The 4003-nt window shown below is 66.6% G+C and carries 3 protein-coding genes; 2 read left to right on the top strand and 1 reads right to left on the bottom strand.

Features of this window, described 5'->3' with window-relative positions; genetic code table 11:
* Positions 1–100 precede the first annotated feature (100 nt).
* Positions 101–1531, bottom strand: coding sequence for a DHA2 family efflux MFS transporter permease subunit (locus Q0L94_RS16760; RefSeq protein ID WP_296755554.1), 1431 nt, complete (start codon positions 1529–1531; stop codon positions 101–103).
* 165 nt (positions 1532–1696) lie between these two features.
* Here Q0L94_RS16760 and Q0L94_RS16755 point away from each other — a divergent pair, with 165 nt between their 5' ends.
* On the top strand, positions 1697–2806 hold the full coding sequence (locus Q0L94_RS16755; protein ID WP_296755551.1) for a class I SAM-dependent methyltransferase: 1110 nt from the start codon (positions 1697–1699) through the stop codon (positions 2804–2806).
* 46 nt (positions 2807–2852) lie between these two features.
* The coding region (gene metK / locus Q0L94_RS16750) for a methionine adenosyltransferase (protein ID WP_296755548.1) at positions 2853–4003 on the top strand (1151 nt) is incomplete at its 3' end.

Genomic DNA, 4003 nt, shown 5'->3' with positions numbered 1-4003 from the left:
TCGCCCGATGGCGACATGCAACAGATATCGGCGGGCAGAATGGGTTCGGTGCGCTTGCGGGAAGTCGAGGCCGTGGCCGCGCTGGTGTGAAATTCAGCGCCTATATCGTCTCGCGCACACTTCCCCGGCTGACGCTTTCGCCATCACGCGGCCGCAGCGACCAGAACGACAGCGATGACAGCATCGTCAAGCCGCCCAGCGTCAGAAAGGCGTAGTGCAGCGCGGTCGTCACCGCCGCGCGGTCGGTTTGCGGCAGGTCGCCCAGATACCAGCCGGCGATCAGCGAGCCGCAGGCCAGCCCGAAGCTCATCGACATCTGCTGCAGCGAACTGGCGATGGTGCTGGCCATGCTCGAATCGGCGGTGTCGATGTCGGCATAGGCCATCGAGTTCATGCTGGTGTACTGCAGCGAATTGAAAAAGCCGAAAGCCAGGCCCAGCAGCACGATCAGCGTGATCGGCGTGGCCGGGGACACCAGCGAGAACAGGCAGACGATGGCGCCGATCATGACGGTGTTCGCGATCAGGATGCGCCGGTAGCCGAAGCGCGCCAGCACCCGCGCGGAGACAAGCTTCATGCCCATGGCGGCCGCGGCGATCGGCATCATCAGCAGGCCCGACTGCCACGCCTGCATCCCCAGGCCGAGCTGGAACAGCAGCGGCAGCAGAAACGGCATGCCGCCCACCCCTAGGCGCGTGACGAAGCCGCCGATCACCGCAACGCGGAAGGTGCGCACCCGGAACAGCGCCAGCCGCAGCAGCGGATGCGGCGCCCGGCGGGCATGCCAGACATACGCGGCGAGCAGGCCGAGGCTGAGCAACAGCAGCAGGGTCGCCGAGGTCGCGTCGAGCGTGTGCTCGCCGAAGATTTCCAGCAGCCAGGACAGCAGCGCCGCGCCGCTGCCGAACAGCACCAGGCCGACGACGTCCAGCGGACGCCGCGATTCGCCCCGGTAATCCGGCATGTAGCGCTGCGCCAGCCACAGCGCCAGCAGCCCCACCGGCACGTTGATGAAGAAGATGTAGTGCCACGACAGCCAGTGCACGATCAGGCCGCCGACGGTGGGGCCGAGCAGGGGGCCGATCAGCGCCGGGATGATGACGAAGTTCATCGCCCGCAGCAGCTCCGACTTGGGAAAGGTGCGGACGATCGCCAGCCGCCCCACCGGCATCATCATCGCCGCGCCGACGCCCTGCAGAATGCGCCCCGCCACCAGCGTCGGCAGGTTCTGCGCCAGGCCGCACAGGATCGAGGACAAGGTGAAGAGGGCGATCGCGACGCCGAACACGCGGCGCGTGCCAAAGCGGTCCGCCATCCAGCCGCTGACCGGTATGCACACCGCCAGGCTCAGGATGTAGCTGGTCACCACCGCCTTCAGGCTCAAGGGCGTCACCTGCAGGCCCTCCGCCATCGCCGGCACCGCCGTATTGACGATGGTGGTGTCCAACTGTTCCATGAACAGCGCCACGGCCACGACCCAGGGCAGGTAGGTTTTGACCGTGGAGGGGTTCATCTGTGTGGGTAGGGGCATGGCAGTATCGGGCAAGCTAGTTTACGTCAGCCTGCGTCCAGCGAATGGGCATGGGCGGATTACCGTTCATCCCATCCCGTCACTCAGCGCATAATCATGTCCCCCTGTATTCTTCTCCGTTATTTTCGTGGTGAACCCGCAGTGCCTGACACGATTGACCCTGTTGTGAACTGGACCGAAGCCGACGCGAGCCGGTCTGCCCGCTGGCGCTCGGAGGGCGGCGCGCCGCCGCCCAGGCGCGTGATGGTCGTCGACGACCGCCTCACCGCCGATGCGGCCTTTCGTCTGGCCAGCGAGGGCACCGCGCTGCTGTGGCGCGGCGACTTCCAGAATGCGCGCCAGTTGCTGCAGGCCATGGCGCGCCGCATCGACCGCAAGCCACGCAAGCCCGCGTCGTCGCCGACCGAAGCCTTCAATTTCCATCGCCAGGCCCAGTCCCAGCGCGCCCGCACCCTGGGGATGCTGCTGCTGCCGCTGGAGGCGGATTTCAGCATTCCCCTGCGCCGCGCGCCGAATGTTAAAGAAGCCTGCGCCGAAGCCTACGGCGCGAGCGCCGGGCCCTCGGTGGTTTCGCTGCGCGAATTGCTCGGCGTGATCGGCGCCCACGAGTGGCGCAAGAAAGGCGTGGATATCCCCGAACTCGGCGAGCGCATCCATCCGCACTACGGCGTGTTTTCGCCGGTGCGCGGTGAGTATCTGAAGCTGGCGGCCGAGGCGCCGCTGCCGACCTCGAAGCTCGCCTTCGACATCGGCACCGGAACCGGCGTGCTGGCCGCGCTGCTCGCCCGCAGAGGCGTCAAACACGTCGTCGCTACCGACCAGGACACGCGCGCCCTGGCGTGTGCGCGCCAGAATATCGCCCGGCTTGGACTCGCGGGGCGGGTGGATGTGGTCGAGGCCGACCTTTTCCCGCCAGGGCGCGCACCGCTCATCCTCTGCAACCCGCCGTGGCTGCCCGCGCGCGCCAACTCGCCGCTCGAACTTGCGATTTACGACCCGGACAGCCGCATGCTGCTGGGCTTCCTGAACGGGCTGGCGGCGCATCTGGAACCGGGTGGCGAAGGCTGGCTGATCCTGTCGGACCTGGCCGAGCACCTGGGGCTGCGTACCCGGGAGTGGCTGCTCGCCGCGTTCGACGCCGCCGGACTGAGCGTCGTGGAGCGGATGGACACCCGGCCCACGCACCCTCGCGCCGCCGACGACACCGACTCGCTCCACGCCGCGCGCGCAGCCGAGGTCACCTCACTGTGGCGCCTCGCCGCGAAGAACGCTTGACCCGTTGTTTTATCGACCCAATACATCACGCTTCAAAGGACACGCCATGAACACCCGCCGCCATCTGTTTACCTCCGAGTCCGTGTCGGAAGGCCACCCGGACAAGATCGCCGACCAGATTTCCGACGCCATCCTCGATGCGTTCCTGAGCGAAGAGCCCGAAGCCAAGGTCGCCTGTGAAACGCTGGTGGCCGACAACCTGGTGGTGATTACCGGCGAGTTCAAAACCGTGCGCAAGGCGCTGTTCGACGAGGTGCGCGACCGCGCCGAAGCAATTGCCCGCCAGGTGCTGCGCGACATTGGCTACCGCGACGCCGAAACCGGCATCGACCCCGACACCTGCGAAGTGCAGGTCCGTTTCAACCACCAGTCGATCCAGATTCACAAAGGCATCACGCTGGCCGGCGGCGATATCGGCGCCGGCGATCAGGGGCTGATGTTCGGCTATGCCTGCGACGAAACCCCGGACCTGATGCCTTACCCGCTATGGCTGGCGCATCGGCTGGTGCAAAAACAGGCCGAGCTGCGCAAATCCGGCGCCTTGCCCTGGCTGCGTCCCGACGCCAAAAGCCAGGTCACCGTCGCCTACGAAGGCAACAAAATGGTCGGCGTCGAAACCGTGATCATCTCCACCCAGATAGCACGCGACCTCGACCCCGCCTGGGTCGCGCAGGAAGTTGCGCGCGAAATCGTCGACCCCCTCGTGCCGGCCGAACTGCGCACGCCGACGTTCAGGCTATGGGTCAACCCCGCCGGCCCGTTCGAAATCGGCGGCCCCAACGGCGACACCGGCCTTACCGGCCGCAAGATCATCGTCGACACCTACGGCGGCTCCTGCCCGCACGGCGGCGGCGCATTTTCCGGGAAAGACCCCACCAAGGTCGACCGCTCGGCGGCCTACATGGCGCGCTACATCGCCAAGAATCTGGTGGCGGCAGGCTATGCCAAACGCTGCATGGTTCAGCTGGCCTACGCCATCGGCGTGGCCGAGCCGGTTTCCCTGCTGGTCGATACCTACGGCACCGGCACCGAGTCCGACGAAAAACTGGAAGACAGGGTGCGCTGCAGCTTCAGGCTCACCCCGCGCGGAATTATCGAAAGCCTCGATTTGCGGCGTCCCATTTATCGGAAGACCGCAGCGTACGGGCACTTCGGCCGGGCCGAACCGGAGTTCACCTGGGAGCGTACGGATCAGGC

This window comes from Thiobacillus sp. (assembly GCF_024708915.1).
The sequence above is the reverse complement of the archived record's forward strand: the minus strand, read 5'-3'. Positions and strand labels throughout refer to the sequence as shown.

What these genes read in the sequence shown, in the direction of transcription:
- Q0L94_RS16760 (WP_296755554.1), bottom strand. Translation starts at nt 1,531, where the DNA reads ATGCCCCTACCCACACAGATGAACCCCTCCACGGTCAAAACCTACCTG.